This window comes from Pseudoflavonifractor capillosus, assembly GCF_016902575.1.
GTDB classification, from domain to species: domain Bacteria; phylum Bacillota; class Clostridia; order Oscillospirales; family Oscillospiraceae; genus Enterenecus; species Enterenecus capillosus_A.
In genome coordinates, this window is record NZ_JACSNZ010000018.1 from 22,026 (window position 1) to 36,753 (window position 14,728).

The following is a 14,728-nucleotide window of genomic DNA, read 5'->3' on the forward strand; positions in this document are numbered from 1 at the left end:
CCTTTCCTATGACTGTCCCTGGGACAGGTCATGCTGTTCCAGCCAAATCATCAATGCGGTCAGATCCGCCGGGCTCACCCCGCTGATGCGCCCCGCCTGCCCCAGGTTCAGGGGGCAAATCTGGCTCAGCTTCTGCCGGGCCTCCAGCCGCAGGCCCTGGATGGCCTGATAGTCAATGCCCTGAGGGATGGCCCGCCGCTCCAGCTTGGCCATGTCAGAGACCTGCCGCATCTGTCGGTCAATGTACCCCTGGTACTTCACCGAAATTTCCACTTGCTGCGCAATTTCTGTGGAAATCTCACCCCGTTCCCCGTCAAAGGGGGTCAGGTCGGCGTATGTCACCCGGGGTCGGCGGAGCAAATCCGCCAATCTGGCCCCGTGGGGGCAGGGTGGCTCCCCTCTGGAGGCCAGCATTTCATCCAGGGCCGGGGAGGGAGCCGCCCCGGTATGCTCCAGCCGTTTGGCCTCCCGCTCCACCGCCTTGTATTTTTCCTCTACTTCCCGCATCCGTTCCTCACTCACCAGCCCCACCCGGTACCCCAAGTGGCACAGACGCTGGTCGGCGTTGTCCTGGCGGTGGATGAGGCGGTACTCGGTGCGGGAGGTCATCATGCGGTAGGGCTCCTCGGTGCCCTTGGTGACCAAATCGTCGATCAAGACCCCGATGTACCCGTCCCCCCGGCTGAGAATCAGGGGCGGCTCGCCTTTCAGCTTCAAGGCGGCGTTGATGCCTGCAACCAGTCCCTGGGCGGCGGCCTCCTCATATCCGGAGGAGCCGTTGAACTGCCCCGCCCCGTACAGGCCGGGCACAGTCTTGAACTCCAAAGTGGGCAGCAGCTGGGTGGGGTCCACGCAGTCGTACTCGATGGCGTAGGCCGGGCGGGTCATCTCCGCCTGCTCCAGGCCGGGAATGGTGTGGAGCATGTCCACCTGCACCTGCTCGGGCAGGGAGGAGGAGAAGCCCTGGATATACAGCTCCTCCGTATTCAGCCCCATGGGCTCAATGAACAGCTGGTGCCGCTGTTTGTCTGGGAACCGCTCCACCTTCGTCTCAATGGAGGGGCAGTACCGGGGGCCTACCCCCTGGATGGTTCCGTCATACAGGGGGGACTGGTTCCAGTTTGCCCGGATGATCTCGTGGGTGGTCTCGTTGGTGTAGGTGAGGTAGCACACCGCCTGGTTGCGGGGCGGCTCCTTTGTGGTAAAGGAGAATGGCACCACCTCTTCATCCCCCTCTTGCAGCTCCATGTGGGAGAAGTCCACGCTGCGGCGGTGGACTCTGGGGGGTGTGCCCGTCTTGAATCGGCGCAGAGAAAGCCCCAGCCGCTCCAGACAGGCGGACAGAGACTGAGCCGCCGCCATGCCGTCAGGCCCCGAGTCCCGCACCACAGGGCCGATGATGGTGCGGCCCTTCAAATAGGTGCCGCTGGCAATGATGGCGGCCTTCACCCCATAGGTGGCTCCCGTCTCGGTGACCACGGCTCGCACCGCTCCCCCTTCGTCGGTGAGGATGTCCACCACCTCTCCCTGCTTCACCCACAGGTTGGGCTGCTGCTCCAGGGTGTGCTTGCACACCTCCTGGTACCGTCTCCGGTCTGCCTGGGCCCGCAGGGACCACACGGCGGGGCCTTTGCCCCGGTTGAGCATCCGGTACTGGATGCAGGCGGCGTCGGCGGCTTTGGCCATTTCGCCCCCCAATGCGTCAATTTCCCGCACCAGGTGGCCCTTGCCGGTGCCGCCGATGGCGGGGTTGCAGGGCATGTTGCCCACGGCATCCAGATTGATGGTGAAGCACAGGGTGCGCAGACCCAGCCGGGCGGCGGCTAAGGCCGCCTCAATGCCGGCGTGGCCCGCCCCAATGACGGCAATATCAAATTGTCCTGCTTGATAGGGCATAACAACAAGTCCTTTTTCTATGAATCCAGCGTGAAACGCTGGTTTATGACAGTTGTGGGGAGTCTGTCCGGCCCCAATATCTTAGGCGAAAATTTGCTCCCCTGGCAAGGGGAGACGCGCTCCGCTGGGGTCTATTTTTGAGCGGCCAAAAATAGACGAAAAAGCCGCCTAGGGGTTGCGCCCCTAGGTACCCTGCTTAGGTCAGAAGCCCTGGGCTGCTGGAGCAACCCAAACCGGCCCAGGGGTAAACCGATACTCTGTGCCGCTACATCCGCTGCCGCTCACCGTCCCAGTGAAGAAAGCACCTGCCTCAGAAGAACAGGGCCTGCCGTAGGTGATTTCTGTCAGTCTACTGCCAAACCAGACGCTGTTACCAAAGAAGCACCCTATTCCTACACGGAAGGTATCAGCGGCAACGACGCAAGGAGTAGAGACTGTGCCCAGTACCTCAGCGTCGGTGGGGGATGCTCCAGCACTCCGCAAGATGCCCAGGGGGGTACCTAGGGGGGAACGCCCTAGGCGGGTTTTGGTTCCTTTTGCCCGAACAAAAGGAACCCCCAGCGGGGAGCGTCCCCACCAGGCCGGAGGGCTTGAACAAATTTCTTGGCAGGCGCAAGCCCTCTCCGTCAGCCCTGACGGGCTGCCACTAGTTCCAACACGGAGATCTCCGGCCGGTTGAACAGCCGAAACCCGGGGATGGGGGTGGTGTTGTTGCCCAACCCCCGGGTGGCGTACAAGGTGCTGTCCCCCAGGGTGTACACACCAGACGTCCAGGTGGGGAAGAACTGCCGACCGGGGCCAAACACCCCGTCGGTAAAGGGCAGGCGCACAATGCCCCCATGGGCATGGCCCGCCAAAATGAGATCGTAGCCGCAGGCGGCGTATCGGTCAAACAGGTTGCTGCGGTGGGCCAAAAGAATGGTACACAGCCCTGGGTGGGCCGCCTCCAGTTCCTCATACAGCTCCCCGGGGGGCTTCTGGTCGGCGTAGCCGTTGGGGTCGTCCACCCCTGCCAACACCACCGAATCGCCCCCCCGCTCCAGCAGAATGTACTGGTTGGACAGCACCGTCACCCCGTTTTCCCTCAAAATCTCCTTGGTCTGACCCACGTCTCCCACCGCCCACTCGTGGTTTCCCGTGACATAGTAGGTGGGGGCAATGGCGGACAGGCCCTGGGCCAGGGCGGGGAGGATGTCACGCTGGTGGGCCTGGTCGATGACATCCCCGGTGAGGGCGATGAGCTCCGGCTCTGCCTGTGCCACCCGCTCCAGCAGCTGCCGGTGGTCGTCCCCATACACATGGCCGTGGAGATCGGACAGGTGGACCACACGCATTCCCTCAAACCCCTGGGGCAGGCCAGTCACCGGCACCTGGGTGCAGGTCACCTCCAGCCCCCACTGCTGCCAGCTGAGAAAGGCGGCTCCCCCCAGAATCACCGCCACTGCACCCAGGGCAGCGCCCAGGGTGCGCAGAGGTTTAATCTTCATCGTGGAGATAGTAGGGCCGCATGAGGCTGCGGTACTCGGTGGAATCCTTCTGGCGGTTGGACTTCAAGGGCGCCTCCACCGGGCGGGGCCGATCATTGCCCCGGGAACGGCGGCGTTTGCCGGACAGGGAGGGGGGCAGGACAGACCCATGCTCTCCCTTGGCTTTCTCTCCCTTGCCCTTGTGGCGCTTGCCCTCCTGGGCCTTGGGCGGCTGCTTGGCCGCCTTCTCCCCCTGGATGGGCTTTTCTGCCTTGGGAGGCTTCTCTTGCCTGGGCTGCTCCTTCCGGGGCTTGCGCTCCCCCCGGGGCGGGTTGGCGGGACGCCGGGGCGCCAACAGGCGGGCGGTGGCGTCCATAATAATATCCGAATCCAGAGGATTGGGCTTGTAAAAGTCAGTTTCCGGCATGGAAGGGTGCTCGGGCATGGTCTCGGCCAGCTTGCCCTGGCGCACCCCACGCTTGTGGTGGGGCGGCTCCTGCACAGGCTGAGCCGGGGTGGCCTCCGGGGCCTTGAGCTTCTCCTTCTTGGCAGGTTTCTCCCCCTTGGGCTTCTTCTCCCCCTTGGCGGGTTTCTCCGGCTTCTGGGCCTTGGGCTGTTCCGTCTTTTGGGCCTCCTGCTGGCGCTGGCGGCGGCGCTCCCGGGCGGCCTGACGGGCCTCGGCATCCTCGGCGTTGACAATGCGGCCGTTTTTGTCCCGCTTGGGGGCCTCCAGGTTCACCATGGGGAAGGGGTGGTCCTCCACCACGGGGATGGAGCGGCCCAACAGCTTCTCAATGGCCTTCAGATCCGACTTCTCGTCGAACTGGCAGAAGGACACGGCGGTGCCGGAGTGGCCGGCCCGGCCGGTGCGGCCAATGCGGTGGACGTAGGTCTCGGGCACGTCGGGGAGGTTGTAGTTGAACACCCAGGCCAGCTCGTCGATGTCAATGCCCCGGGCAGCGATGTCGGTGGCCACCAGCACCCGCACCCGGCCAGCCTTGAAGTCGTTCAAGGCCTGCACCCGGGCGGTCTGGCTCTTGTTGCCGTGGATGGCAGCGGCGGTGATACCCTGAGCATTCAAGTCCCGGGCGATGCGGTTGGCCCCGTGCTTGGTGCGGGAAAACACCAGGGCAGCGGGAATGTCCCACTTCTCCATGAGGTGACAGAGCAGCTTGGTCTTGTTGTTTTTATCCACAAAAAACAGCTTCTGATTGATGACCTCCACGGGAGAGGACACCGGGTCCACCGCCACAGAGGCATAGTTGTGGAGCAGACCATTCACCAGCTCCATCACCTCCGGGGGCATGGTGGCAGAGAAAAACAGAGTCTGCTTTTGCTGGGGCAGCAGCTTCAAGACCCGGCGCACGTCGTGGATAAAGCCCATGTCCAGCATCCGGTCGGCCTCGTCCAGCACGAAAATCTCAATGTGGCTCAAATCCAGCAGGCCCTGACCGTGGAGGTCTAAGAGTCGCCCTGGGGTGGCCACCAGAATGTCCAGCCCCTTTTTGATTTTCTCCACCTGGGGCTGCTGACCCACCCCGCCGAAGATGACGGCGCTGCGCAGGGGCAGGTGCTTGCCGTAGGCCACCAGGGAGTCCTGGATCTGGATGGCCAGCTCCCGGGTGGGGGTGAGGATCAGGGCACGAATGACCCGGGGATTGGGGATTTTTTTGGACAGTCGCTGCAAAATGGGGGTGGAAAAAGCGCAGGTCTTGCCGGTGCCCGTCTGGGCGCAGCCCAGCACGTCCCGGCCGGTGAGGGCGGGGGGAATGGCGCCCTGCTGGATGGGAGTGGGGGCGGTGTACTCCTGCTCGGCCAGGGCCTTTAAGATGGGGTCACTCAGACCCAGTTGTTTGAAGTTCATGGTATCGTTCCTTTACTGATATTCCATCAAAGCCTGTTTCACTGCTTCCACCGTCTCGGCCAGGCTCTGGTCGTGTACCGGGACGGTGAGATGGGCGCATGTCTCGTAGAGGGGGGTACGGTAGGCATAGACGTCGGCCAAGGTCTGGCCGGGCTGGAGGGCAATGCCTCGGGTGGCCATGTTGTGGATGCGCCCTTCCACTTCCTCCAACGTCAGCTGCAAATACACCACCGTGCCTAACTTGCGCATATGGGAGATGGCCCGCTCCCGGCAGATGCAGCTGCCGCCGGGTGCGATGACGGTATGATGGCACTGTACCGAGGCGATGGCGTCCGCCTCAGCATCCAAAAACCAGTCCACGCCCTTTTCGTCCAACAGCTCTTGCAGCAGCGCCCCCTGCTGCTGCTGAAGAACTAAGTCCACGTCCAGAAAGTCGTAGCCCAGGGCCTTGGCCAGAATGACGCCCACGCTGCTCTTGCCCGAGCCGGGCATCCCGATCAAGATGATGTTGTCCATCTCCGTCACATCCCATACACGCCCCGCTCCCCTGGGGAAACGGGTGATATTTGCCCATGATAAGACAGAATATTATATCAGATCGTCCCCAGTCTGTGCAAGCCCTGTCCCTGTTCCTCTCTCCTATTTTTGCCGCGCTGGGGTCGCTCCGCTGGGGTCTCTTTCTCAGCGATGAGAAAGAGACGAAAGAATCGCCAAAGGCGGGGCCTTCCCCCGCCTTGTGGAATCCACCCTGCCGGTACAAGGCTGCTCCTGCGTCAGGGAAATCTTCGGCCCGGAGGGTCTTTCCCTGTTCCTGCCCATCCCACCAGCCCAGGCTCACATGGCAACAGAATTGGCGGGTCTGGCGGTTCCATCGTCCGGGCCTTACCTTGGAAAAGCGGCGTTGCCGCCGCCGGGAGCCTGGTCACCGGCAGCTGGGAACAGCTGCTGCGCCAGGGTAGGCCCGGTCATGGAAACCGCCCAGCCGTAGGGCCAGCTGCCCAGAGGGGCCTGGTGTGGTGGCACAAACAGGGGCCACAGCAAGGGTCACGGGCCGGAACCCAACTTGACGCAGTTCTGACCTGGTACCCCAGGGGGGTCCTTAGGGGGGAACGCCCTAAGCGGGTTTTTCGTCTATTTTTGCCCGGTCAAAAATAGACCCCAGCGGAGCGTAAAACCAGGCCGACAAGGCAATGTTAGAGACCAAAAAAGGGAAGACCTTCTCTGTCAGCCCAGAGAGAACGGCAAGAAAAAACGCCCAGATACCAAAACAGGGAGTCCACTGGGCTCCCTGTCTCATGTTATTCTTTGTCCTGGCTTTTCTCCGCCAAAATATAGATGGGCCGTTTTTTTGTCTCCAAATAGGTCTTGGCCAGATACTGCCCCACAATGCCCATGGTCAGCAGCTGGACACCCCCTAAAAACAGGATGATACACATCATGCTGGGCCAGCCGCTCACCGGGTCACCAAAAATCAGGGTCTTGGCCACCACCACCACCAGGGCCGCCACTGCCGCCAGGCACACCAGCAGCCCCAACACCGAGGCTATGGCCAGGGGAACGGTGGAAAAAGCCATGATTCCCTCCAGAGAATAGCAAAACAGCTTGAAGAACGACCATTTTGACTCACCCGCCACCCGCTTCACATTCTCATAGGGCAGCCAGCAGGTGCGAAACCCCACCCAGCCGAAAATGCCCTTGGAAAACCGATTGACCTCCTTCATGGACAAGATGGCGTCCACCATGGGCCGACCCATGAGCCGATAGTCCCGGGCCCCATCCACAATATCCGCATCGGAAATTTTCCGCATGAGCTTGTAGAACTCACGGGCAAAAAAACTGCGGATGGCAGGTTCCCCCTTGCGGCTCACCCGCCGGGTGGCCACCGAGTCATACTCCCCGGTCTGAAGGATCTCATACATCTGGGGCAGCAGGGCAGGGGGGTCTTGCAAGTCCGCATCCATGATGGCCACATAGTCACCCCGGGCGTGCTCCAGCCCGGCATACATGGCCGCCTCCTTGCCGAAGTTGCGGGAGAAGGAGAGATAGCGCACATTTTCATACTGCTTTGCATAGTCCCGCAACAGCCCCAGGGTGCCATCCTTGGAGCCGTCGTCCACCAGCAAAATCTCCACCTCCACCTGCCGGGCGGCAAGCTGGGCGGCAATGCGCTGAATTTCCGGCATGAAGTGGGGCAGCGCCCGCTCCTCATTGTAGCAGGGTACTACCGCCGTCACCTTGGTTTTCATTCCTCGCCCCCCCTGTATAACATGTTTTTCGGCTATTATACCATACCTGGAAAGGCGAATCAAAATGTTTTCGGTACACATTTCCAGGCTTTTCGTCTCCCGGTTTTGGTTGAACCACCGGGGGATTTCTGCTACAATACAAAATGAAAAATTGTTTCCACAGGAGGACACAGCACATGGCAGACAAGAAGGTGGTATTGGGGCTTTCCGGCGGGGTAGATTCCGCCGTGGCCGCCCAGCGGCTGAGGCAGCAGGGCTATGAGGTCCACGGGCTGTATCTGGACATCGGCCTGGGCGGGGCGCAGTCCGCTCAGGACAACGCCGCCAAGCTGGGCATCCCCCTCACCGTGCGCTCCATTCAGCAGGAGCTGGAGGAGCACGTGTGCGCCCCCTTTGCCGCCGACTATCTCTCCGGCCGCACCCCCATTCCCTGCGCTCGGTGCAACCGGGCGGTGAAGTTCCCCGCTCTGCTGGCCTTTGCCGACGAAATTGGTGCCCACTATGTGGCCACCGGCCACTATGCCCGCATCGGGGTGGGCACCGACGGCGGCGCCATCCTGCTCACCGGCACCTCCTCCAACGACCAGTCCTATATGCTCTCCCGGCTCACCCGGGACATGCTCTCCCGCATCCTCTTCCCCCTGGGGGACACTCCCAAGGAGTTGACCCGGCAGGAGGCGGAGGAGGGCCAGCTGCCTGCGGCCAGCCGCCCCGACTCCATGGAGATCTGCTTCATCCCCGACGACGACTACGCCGCCTGGCTGGATGCCCGGGGCGGTACCCCTCCACCGGGAAACTTTGTGGACGCTGGGGGCAACATCCTGGGCACCCACAAGGGGTTCCACCACTACACCATCGGCCAGCGCCGGGGGCTGGGTGTCTCCTCCTCCGCTCGGCTGTTTGTCACCGAGATCCGCCCCCAGACCAATGAGGTGGTGCTCTCCCACGGGGAGGGGCTTCACGCCACCCTGGTGCACACCCAGGAGGTGAACTGGCTGGCCGAGGAGCCTCTCACTGGGCCTCTGGACGTGGAGGTGCGGCTGCGCCACTCCCGCCACAAAGACGCTGCCACCCTCATGCCCCTGGGTGACGGCTTGGTGGACATCCACATGGAGCGTCCCGCCCGTGCCCCCACGCCGGGACAGCTGGCGGTGTTTTACCGGGGCCAGCAGGTGCTGGGAAGCGGGTGGATCCGATGAACCTCACCCACGTCCACGGCAACACCTATGTGCTGGAGGGCCACGGCCTGATGGGGCTGTACCGGGTGGACGACACCCGCTGCATCCTCATTGACTCCGGGGTCATCACCGAACGAGAGGAGCTGATGGACACCCTGGCCCAGGCCCAGCTCACCCCCGTGGGGGTGATGAGCACCCATGTACACCTGGACCACTCCATCAACAACGCCGCACTCCGTACCCGATATGGTTGCCCCGTGGCAGTGCCCGCCGGGGAGGTGGAGACCTGCCGCACCCTGATGGGACTGAAAGCGTACTTTTACACCTACTCCCCCCATATGATTCGGGACTACCAGGGGGAGATGCTCTGCCCGGTGGACGCCCCCATCCCCTACGAGGATGGCACCTTTGTATTTTGCGGCGTACCCTTCCACATCCTCCACACCCCCGGCCACTCCCTGGATCACATCTGCATCACCACCCCCGACGGGGTGTGCTTTGTGGGGGATGCGGTGTTTTCCAACGAAGGGCTGAACTTGAAGCTGCCCTACGGCTTGGACCTGACCCAGATGATGGACAGTGCCCAGCGCCTGCGCCACACCCACCACGCCGCCTATGTCACCGCCCATCGTGGGGTACACACCCAGGTGGAACCCCTCATCGACGCCACCTGTGCCCTCATTGGAGGCAGGGCGGAGGAGGTGGCGGCTCTGGTGGACACCCCCATGACGGTGAGCCAGCTGTGGCAGAAGGTCAACGCCCACCACACCCTGCGCTCCCGCCGTGTCCAGCAGGTGCCTCTCATGGAGCGCAACCTGCGGGGCCTGGTGGAGGTACTGGTGGACAGCGGGCGACTGCGCTATGTGGCGGAGGACGGAATGCTCTACCTGGCTCCAAAGGAGGACGTATGAAACCGGATTGTTTGGTCATCTGCGGCCCCACCGCCTCGGGCAAAACCGCCCTGGCGGTGGCACTGGCCCAGATTTTGAATGGGGAAGTGGTGTCGGCAGACTCCATGCAGGTGTACCGCACCATGGACATCGGCACCGCCAAGCCCACAAAAGAGGAGATGCAGGGGGTGCCCCACCACATGCTGGACGTGGCAGACCCCTGGGAAAACTACTCGGTGAGCCGATATGTCACCGATGCCATTCCCGTCATGGACGATATCCTCGCCCGGGGCAAGCTGCCCATTGTGGCTGGCGGCACTGGGCTGTACATCGACAACCTGATGGCGGGGCGGCAGTTTGCCCCCTTTGAAGCCCACACCGCCGGGGTGCGGGAGCAGCTGCAGCAGCGGGCCAGGGAGGAGGGGCTGGAGCCCCTGCGACAGCAGCTGGCCCAGGTGGACCCCCAGGCCGCCCAGCGGCTGCACCCCAACGACGAAAAGCGCATCATCCGGGCCCTGGAGGTGTACCTCACCACCGGTAAGACCATCACCCAGCACAACCTGGAGTCCCAGGCCATCCCGCCCCGGTATCACCCCCTCACCATCGGCCTGGACTTTGAACAGCGCCCCCACCTGTGGCAGCGCATCGACCAGCGGGTGGATGTGATGATGGCCCAGGGGCTGGAGGCGGAGGTGCGGCGGCTGCTGGATCAGGGCATTCCCCCCACCTGCACCGCCATGCAGGCCATTGGCTACAAGGAGATCGTCTCCGCCCTGCAGCAGGGCCGTCCCGCCGCAGACGGGGCAGAGGAAGTGAAGCTGCGCTCCCGGCAGTACGCCAAGCGGCAGCTCACCTGGTTCCGCCGCAACCCCCACACCCATTGGCTGCGCTGGGGAGAAACCCCTAATTTTTCCCAAGCCCTCGATGTTTCGACAGAACTCGCCCGCACCCATGGCTTACAATAGCTGCACTCAGGGTCAGGCTATGCCAGACCCGAAAAAGAAAAGGAGTGCATACATATGAGTTTTACCGCAGTCGCCGTGGGCAAGCAGCCCAATGTTCAGGACAGTTTTCTGTCCACCCTTCGCCGTACCGCCGCCCGGGTCACCGTTTTCTTGGTCAACGGGTTCCAGCTCCGTGGGGTGGTCACCGCCTTTGACCCCTATGTGGTGGTACTGGTCAGCGACGGAAAGCAGCAAGTCATTTACAAACACGCCATCTCCACCATCACCCCAGAAAAAGCGGTGAGTATGGAGGAGTGATTCCCTGTACCAGGGGAACGTGTTTTCCCCCATGGGAACGTGCCATTCCATGGACGGTGGAAGGGCAGGTTCCCCGATAAAGAAAGAAGGTACCCATGAAAGAGAATACATTGGTCAACAAAGTTATCATCGGGGTCATCTGCCTGGCGGTCATCCTGTATTTTGCCGTCTATCTGGCCCTGGGCTTCCGCAATGATCTGGTTACCACCACCGCCTACTCCTATTCCGTGGATGTGGGCACTCAGGCCTCCGCCCTGTTGGTGCGGCAGGAGCAGGTGCTGTCCACCTCGGGTCAGTATGTGGATATTCTGCTGGACGAGGGAGAAAAGGTGGCCAAGGGGGGTAAGATCGCCCTCATTCACGCCAGCCAGGACTCCCTGGACAGCCGACAGACCATCCAGGCCCTGGAGGCGGAGATCCAGCAGCTGGAATACTCTCTCTCCACGGGTACCCAAACCACCAACTCCTCCCGATTGGACGAGGAAGTGCTCTCCTCCATGGTGGCCATCCGCTCCCTGACTTCCACCGGGGATCTGTCCACCCTGGAGGATTCCTCCCTCCATCTGCGCACCATGGTGTTCCAGCGGGACTACGTCTACGGCAACACCCAGGCGGCCAACCAGATCGGGCAGCTGATCCAGGACAAGCAGAAGGAGCTGGACTCCCTCAACGCCTCTTTGAGCCAGGCCTCTCAGACCATCACCGCCCCCACCTCGGGGTATTTTTCCGGGGAGGTGGACGGGTTTGAGAGTCTTGTCACCCCCCAGATGCTCTCCTCCCTCACCATCTCCCAGCTGTCTGACCTGCTGGCCCAGGAGCCTGCCGCCGACCAAACCGCCCTGGGCAAGGTGGTCACCGACTCCACCTGGTACCTGGCCGCCCTCATTGACCAGGAATCCGTGTCCGGGCTGTTGGAAGGGAAGAGCTATCAGATCGCCTTCTCCCACGACTACTATGGCACCATTTCCATGGACTTGGAACGTCTTGTCTCGGAAAATGGCCAGACCATGGCTATTTTCTCCACAGACACCCACATCTCCGACACCACCCTGCTGCGCACCCAAACCGTGGACATCATCTCCCAGCAGCTGGAAGGCATTCGCATCCCCCGTCAGGCCCTGCGGGTGCTCACCGAGACGGTCACCGACGAGAACGGCAACGAAAGTCAGGTCAACTCCTACGGCGTGTTCACCGTGGTGGGCACCCAGGCGGAGTGGCAGGAGGTGAAGGTGCTCCACAGCGATGACTCCTTCTATCTGGTGGAGCCGGTGGACGAGACCGCCTCCTCCCGCCTGCGGGCGGGGGATGAGATCATCCTCAACTCCACCCAGGTCTCCGACGGAATGGTGGTGCGAGGATGAATATTTCCACAAATTTATCCCACGTTGTGGAAGAAATTCGCCAAGCCGCCGTGACCTGCGGGCGAGATCCCAAAGAGATCACCCTGGTGGCTGCCACCAAGACCCAGAGTGACGACACCATCCGCCAGGCCATCGCCGCCGGGGTACAGGTGTGTGGGGAAAACCGAGTGCAGGAGCTCACCGCACACTTTGAAGCGGGCGCCTACCAGGGTGCCCAGGTTCACTTCATCGGCCACTTGCAGACCAATAAGGTGAAGTATCTCATGGGCAAGGTGGATCTGATCCACTCGGTGTCCTCTCAGAAGCTGCTGCTGGAAATTGACCGGCAGGCCGCCAAGGCGGGTCTGGTGCAGGAGGTGCTGCTGGAGGTCAACCTGGCCCAGGAGCCCTCCAAATCCGGCTTTTTGTGTTCCCAGGTCCTTCCTGCGGCCCGGCTGGCCGCGGGGCTGGATCACGTGCGGGTACGGGGGCTGATGTGCATTCCCCCGGCGGCAACCTTTCCAGAAGAAAATTTACCGTTTTTTCATAAATTAAAGGCACTTGCTGTTGACATAAAGGAGGAAATGGGAGATAATAAAACAGATATGACGATTCTGTCCATGGGGATGAGCAACGATTTCACCGCTGCCATTGCCGCCGGCGCCACCCATGTTCGGGTGGGTACGGCGATTTTTGGTCCTCGTGCGCCCATTTCCAACCCATTTTAATATTATACATAGAAGGGAGTTCTATCCATGAGTATTCTGGACGAACTGAAGCGTCTGGCCCGTCCCTATGAGGACGAGGATGACGATGACTACGAGGAGGATTTCGCCCCCGTCAACAACAGCAGCACTGCCCCCACTGAGTCTACCCGCAGCTCCGAGCCTGAGCGCCGTGGCAACAAGGTGGTAAACATCCACACCACCACCCAGCTGCAGGTGGTGCTGGTCAAGCCCGAGCGGTTTGAGAACGCCTCTGAGATCGCAGACCACCTGCGGGAGAAGCGCACCGTGGTGCTCAACCTGGAGCAGACCGACAAGGTCATTGCCCGCCGCCTCATCGACTTCCTCTCCGGCGTGACCTATGCCAACGAGGGCACCATCAAGAAGGTTGCTCTGGCCACCTACATCATGACCCCCTACAACGTGGAGATTCTGGGTGACCTCATCGACGAGCTGGAAAACAACGGACTGTATTTCTAAATAGAGAACAAAGGGGACTTGCACAATGATGACTCCGCAGGAGGTAGCCAGCCATGTGTTCGCTAAGGCGACCTTTGGTGGCTACAATATGACCATGGTGGATGAGTTTCTCGATCAGCTCACCGAGGACTACACCGCCCTTTACAACGACAATACCATTTTGAAGAATAAACTCAAGGTGCTCTCCGACTCCATCGAGGAGTACCGGGCCACTGACGTGGCCATGCGCAAGACCCTGCTGGCTGCCCAGCAGATGGCCGACAACATGGTCAGCGATGCGGAGAAAAAGAAGAATCAGATGGAGCGCGACGCCACCGAGGAGGCTGCCGCCCGCAAATCCCAGCTCCAGGCGGAGATCACCGCCGAGGAGTACCGCCTCAAGCAGGCTCAGGAGGCCACTGCCGCCTACCTCAAGAAGCTCTATGCTCTGCACCAGGCGGAGGTAGAATTCCTCTCCCACCTGGGACAGGTGGTGCCCCCCGAGCTGATGGAAGAGCCTCAGAGTGAGGAAACGGAGCCCACCCAGGAGGTGGAGAAGCCTGTGGCTGCCACCGCCGATGACACAGTCTCCATTCCCACCGTGTCCGCCCCCAAGGTGCCTGTCTATGATCCGGTGGACGACCTGGATCTGGACGCCACCCGCCGCTTTGAAGATCTTCAGTTCGGCAAGGACTACCAAATCAAGTGAGTATGAATCCCCCGTGAAACTTCTGGTTTCACGGGGGATTTTTGTTTGGTATGCAGTCCCCCTGCGCCCATAGGTTTTCCTGTGTAACGGGGGCTGGCAGTGGCGTAGCCTTGACGGAGGGATTGACCGTTGCCACGAAGTTCTATCTGGCTTGCCAGCCTGGCGGGGTCGCTCCGCTGGGGTCTATTTTTGTCCGGCCAAAAATAGACGAAAAAGCCGCCAAAGGCGGGGTCTTCCCCCGCCTTGTGGAATCCACCCCGCTGGTGCTAAGGGGCAGTGCGTCAGACGACCCACGGCCCGAAAAATCTCCTGCTGTTCCTGGTGATGCCAGCACACCAAGTTTTCATGGCAGCTGGCCCTATGGCTGGGCGGTTTCCCTGTCCGGGCCTTTCCCTGGTGCTGCGGCTGTTCCCAGCCGCCGATGCCCCGGCTCCCGGCAGCCGCAAGCGGCTGCACCCCACCGGGGTCAGGCTCTGGTGGGGAGGCAGCGCACCCCTTGCCTGGCTGTGTACCTTGCAAGGAGCAGCCGCTTTCCTGGATTGGCAGGAAACCGGAGCCGACCATAGGCTTGACGCACTGCCAAACCCGTACCCCAAGGGGGGTACTTAGGGGGGAACGCCCTAAGCGATTCTTTCCCCAATTTCTCATCGGGGAGAAATTGGGCCCAGCGGAGCGTCCCTGCAGGGGCGCAGG

Annotated in this window: 14 protein-coding genes; 8 read left to right on the forward strand and 6 right to left on the reverse strand. The window is 61.7% G+C overall.

Annotated elements, in window-relative coordinates:
* Window positions 1-6: 6 nt before the first annotated feature.
* The 6 genes from mnmG to H9X86_RS07345 all read right to left on the reverse strand — a co-directional run bounded on the left by mnmG (window position 7) and on the right by H9X86_RS07345 (window position 7,472).
* The gene (gene mnmG, locus H9X86_RS07320) at window positions 7-1,896 is read right to left on the reverse strand and encodes a tRNA uridine-5-carboxymethylaminomethyl(34) synthesis enzyme MnmG (protein ID WP_204900891.1); all 1,890 of its coding nucleotides are present in this window, start codon (window positions 1,894-1,896) and stop codon (window positions 7-9) included.
* Between the two features lie 626 nt (window positions 1,897-2,522).
* Window positions 2,523-3,383 (reverse strand): metallophosphoesterase, encoded by an 861-nt coding sequence (locus H9X86_RS07325; protein WP_204900892.1) that lies wholly within the window; start codon window positions 3,381-3,383, stop codon window positions 2,523-2,525.
* A complete protein-coding gene (locus H9X86_RS07330) occupies window positions 3,373-5,226 on the reverse strand; it encodes a DEAD/DEAH box helicase (protein ID WP_204900893.1) in 1,854 nt (617 codons plus the stop codon). Before H9X86_RS07330 ends, H9X86_RS07325 begins: the two co-directional genes overlap by 11 nt.
* A 12-nt stretch (window positions 5,227-5,238) precedes the next feature.
* A complete protein-coding gene (locus H9X86_RS07335) occupies window positions 5,239-5,742 on the reverse strand; it encodes a shikimate kinase (protein ID WP_204900894.1) in 504 nt (167 codons plus the stop codon).
* A gap of 366 nt (window positions 5,743-6,108) precedes the next feature.
* Entirely contained in the window at window positions 6,109-6,249 is a 141-nt protein-coding gene (locus tag H9X86_RS07340) for a hypothetical protein (RefSeq protein WP_204900895.1), read from the reverse strand.
* Between the two features lie 275 nt (window positions 6,250-6,524).
* Window positions 6,525-7,472, reverse strand: coding sequence for a glycosyltransferase family 2 protein (locus H9X86_RS07345; protein WP_204900896.1), 948 nt, complete (start codon window positions 7,470-7,472; stop codon window positions 6,525-6,527).
* Between the two features lie 143 nt (window positions 7,473-7,615).
* Here H9X86_RS07345 and mnmA point away from each other — a divergent pair, with 143 nt between their 5' ends.
* The 8 genes from mnmA to H9X86_RS07385 all read left to right on the forward strand — a co-directional run bounded on the left by mnmA (window position 7,616) and on the right by H9X86_RS07385 (window position 14,035).
* Window positions 7,616-8,671: a tRNA 2-thiouridine(34) synthase MnmA gene (gene mnmA / locus H9X86_RS07350; RefSeq protein ID WP_204900897.1), complete on the forward strand. Its 1,056-nt coding sequence runs from the start codon at window positions 7,616-7,618 to the stop codon at window positions 8,669-8,671.
* The gene (locus H9X86_RS07355; RefSeq protein WP_243416882.1) at window positions 8,668-9,561 is read left to right on the forward strand and encodes an MBL fold metallo-hydrolase; all 894 of its coding nucleotides are present in this window, start codon (window positions 8,668-8,670) and stop codon (window positions 9,559-9,561) included. Before mnmA ends, H9X86_RS07355 begins: the two co-directional genes overlap by 4 nt.
* Complete coding sequence (miaA, locus tag H9X86_RS07360; RefSeq protein WP_204900899.1) at window positions 9,558-10,505, forward strand: tRNA (adenosine(37)-N6)-dimethylallyltransferase MiaA; 948 nt, start codon at window positions 9,558-9,560, stop codon at window positions 10,503-10,505. Before H9X86_RS07355 ends, miaA begins: the two co-directional genes overlap by 4 nt.
* Window positions 10,506-10,559: 54 nt before the next feature.
* The gene (gene hfq, locus H9X86_RS07365; protein ID WP_207752620.1) at window positions 10,560-10,802 is read left to right on the forward strand and encodes an RNA chaperone Hfq; all 243 of its coding nucleotides are present in this window, start codon (window positions 10,560-10,562) and stop codon (window positions 10,800-10,802) included.
* Window positions 10,803-10,897: 95 nt separating this feature from the next.
* Window positions 10,898-12,163 (forward strand): biotin/lipoyl attachment domain-containing protein, encoded by a 1,266-nt coding sequence (locus H9X86_RS07370; RefSeq protein WP_204900900.1) that lies wholly within the window; start codon window positions 10,898-10,900, stop codon window positions 12,161-12,163.
* Window positions 12,160-12,870: a YggS family pyridoxal phosphate-dependent enzyme gene (locus H9X86_RS07375; protein WP_204900901.1), complete on the forward strand. Its 711-nt coding sequence runs from the start codon at window positions 12,160-12,162 to the stop codon at window positions 12,868-12,870. The genes H9X86_RS07370 and H9X86_RS07375 overlap by 4 nt, the downstream gene beginning before the upstream one ends.
* Before the next feature lie 27 nt (window positions 12,871-12,897).
* Window positions 12,898-13,347, forward strand: a complete 450-nt coding sequence (locus H9X86_RS07380; RefSeq protein ID WP_204900902.1) for a cell division protein SepF — start codon at window positions 12,898-12,900, stop codon at window positions 13,345-13,347.
* 25 nt (window positions 13,348-13,372) lie between these two features.
* Window positions 13,373-14,035, forward strand: coding sequence for a DivIVA domain-containing protein (locus H9X86_RS07385; protein WP_204900903.1), 663 nt, complete (start codon window positions 13,373-13,375; stop codon window positions 14,033-14,035).
* Window positions 14,036-14,728: the final 693 nt, after the last annotated feature.

What these genes read in the sequence shown, in the direction of transcription:
- mnmG (WP_204900891.1), bottom strand. Translation starts at nt 1,896, where the DNA reads ATGCCCTATCAAGCAGGACAATTTGATATTGCCGTCATTGGGGCGGGC.
- H9X86_RS07325 (WP_204900892.1), bottom strand. Translation starts at nt 3,383, where the DNA reads ATGAAGATTAAACCTCTGCGCACCCTGGGCGCTGCCCTGGGTGCAGTG.
- H9X86_RS07330 (WP_204900893.1), bottom strand. Translation starts at nt 5,226, where the DNA reads ATGAACTTCAAACAACTGGGTCTGAGTGACCCCATCTTAAAGGCCCTG.
- H9X86_RS07335 (WP_204900894.1), bottom strand. Translation starts at nt 5,742, where the DNA reads ATGGACAACATCATCTTGATCGGGATGCCCGGCTCGGGCAAGAGCAGC.
- H9X86_RS07345 (WP_204900896.1), bottom strand. Translation starts at nt 7,472, where the DNA reads ATGAAAACCAAGGTGACGGCGGTAGTACCCTGCTACAATGAGGAGCGG.
- mnmA (WP_204900897.1), top strand. Translation starts at nt 7,616, where the DNA reads ATGAAAAATTGTTTCCACAGGAGGACACAGCACATGGCAGACAAGAAG.
- H9X86_RS07355 (WP_243416882.1), top strand. Translation starts at nt 8,668, where the DNA reads ATGAACCTCACCCACGTCCACGGCAACACCTATGTGCTGGAGGGCCAC.
- miaA (WP_204900899.1), top strand. Translation starts at nt 9,558, where the DNA reads ATGAAACCGGATTGTTTGGTCATCTGCGGCCCCACCGCCTCGGGCAAA.
- hfq (WP_207752620.1), top strand. Translation starts at nt 10,560, where the DNA reads ATGAGTTTTACCGCAGTCGCCGTGGGCAAGCAGCCCAATGTTCAGGAC.
- H9X86_RS07370 (WP_204900900.1), top strand. Translation starts at nt 10,898, where the DNA reads ATGAAAGAGAATACATTGGTCAACAAAGTTATCATCGGGGTCATCTGC.
- H9X86_RS07375 (WP_204900901.1), top strand. Translation starts at nt 12,160, where the DNA reads ATGAATATTTCCACAAATTTATCCCACGTTGTGGAAGAAATTCGCCAA.
- H9X86_RS07380 (WP_204900902.1), top strand. Translation starts at nt 12,898, where the DNA reads ATGAGTATTCTGGACGAACTGAAGCGTCTGGCCCGTCCCTATGAGGAC.
- H9X86_RS07385 (WP_204900903.1), top strand. Translation starts at nt 13,373, where the DNA reads ATGATGACTCCGCAGGAGGTAGCCAGCCATGTGTTCGCTAAGGCGACC.